The sequence below is a fragment of the Haematospirillum sp. H4485 genome (assembly GCF_012102745.1).
Classification (GTDB): Bacteria; Pseudomonadota; Alphaproteobacteria; order Rhodospirillales; family Rhodospirillaceae; genus Haematospirillum.
In genome coordinates, this window is the sequence record NZ_JAAVSY010000028.1 from 1 (window position 1) to 1,324 (window position 1,324).

A 1,324-nucleotide genomic window follows, 5' to 3' on the forward strand; every position below is an offset into this window, starting at 1 on the left:
ATTTCCCTTCGCATCGACATAAGCATAGAGCGTCGACAAAGACACACCGAGTTCAGCCGCGACATCGCGTGCGGCATTATCACGGTCTGACATCATCGCCATTGCCGTCTTCAGCTTCTTGCGGGTCATCACTCGCGGGCGGCCGCCGGCCCTGCCTCGGGCGCGGGCCGCAGCCAATCCCGCCATAGTGCGTTCATGGATTAGATCGCGTTCGAATTCTGCCAGCGTTGCGAAGATGCCGAAGACCAAGCGACCGGCCGTTGTCGTAGTGTCCACGTCACTGGTCAGAACTTTGAGGCCGATCCCACGTTTCTGCAAATCGCCCACCAAGCCGACCACATGGGCAAGCGAGCGACCGATGCGGTCGAGTTTCCATACGACCAGTGCATCACCCGTGCGAGCGATTTCAAGTGCCTTCGCCAGGCCAAGCCGCTCGGTGGCACGACCGGAACATACGTCGTCATAGATCTTCTCGCATCCGGCACGCTCCAGTTCGTCGCGTTGAAGATCGAGATTCTGCTCGCCGGTCGAGACTCGCATGTAGCCAATCAGCATGGTTGCTCCCCGTTTCCATATTAACTTAGACGGCACGGGGTTTGTCGGCTATAGGTTTTTATATGGGTATTTATGCAATTCGGAGGCCGGTCCGGAGTTTTTGCGAACTGCTTTGCAGCGTCACATCAAACCGGGGTTTGTTGCGATGGCTGAACAACGATTTTTGAGGATGTGATGTGGAGCGAAATCTCTTGCGGACGGACGCCATGAGAGACATTGGCCGAGACATCGCGGACCTGCCGACAGAGGACAAAATGGGCTTTGCTGTTCCAAATACGCCTGCTCACTCGCTCATGCTCCTGAACAGCTACATGCGAACCAACATGCTGAAGCATATCCATATGTGGCTTCACAAGATGAGAGATGCCGGAGAACCCGGTTCGCCGCTGCACCATATGGCGAAAAGTCTCGAACAGGTCATTGACACCCGGGACGGCATCAATCTCTTCGAATGTTTCACCCGCAATCAATTCCACATTGATCCGGATTACGAGTTTCGTCCGGAGCAGGATTATCACCACGACATCCGCCTGATGAAGCATCACTTAAATTGCCACAGAAAAACGATCAAGGAATTGGATCGCTGGCGTTGACCGCCGAAATCCTTATGTAGGTTTTCTGCTCCGTTGCTACTCAGACCCCTCCTCGCACTGGACAACGGCGTAGCAGTAGAAGCCTTCAATGCCGCGTCCAAAACGATCAAGTGCCTGCAACTCGCCAATGGGGCCATCTACACCGACGGTACGGGCGAGACCTGGACCGAGGTCCA

2 protein-coding genes are annotated in these 1,324 nt (G+C 55.1%); one reads left to right on the forward strand and one right to left on the reverse strand.

Features of this window, described 5'->3' with window-relative positions; translation table 11 throughout:
* Window positions 1-555 (reverse strand): recombinase family protein (locus tag HEQ61_RS11040; protein ID WP_168021463.1); only part of this gene is annotated, 555 nt, incomplete at its 3' end.
* 206 nt (window positions 556-761) lie between these two features.
* Between HEQ61_RS11040 and HEQ61_RS11045 the strand changes: the two genes are divergently transcribed.
* Window positions 762-1,148, forward strand: a complete 387-nt coding sequence (locus tag HEQ61_RS11045) for a hypothetical protein (RefSeq protein WP_168021465.1) — start codon at window positions 762-764, stop codon at window positions 1,146-1,148.
* Window positions 1,149-1,324: the final 176 nt, after the last annotated feature.

What these genes read in the sequence shown, in the direction of transcription:
- HEQ61_RS11045 (WP_168021465.1), top strand. Translation starts at nt 762, where the DNA reads ATGAGAGACATTGGCCGAGACATCGCGGACCTGCCGACAGAGGACAAA.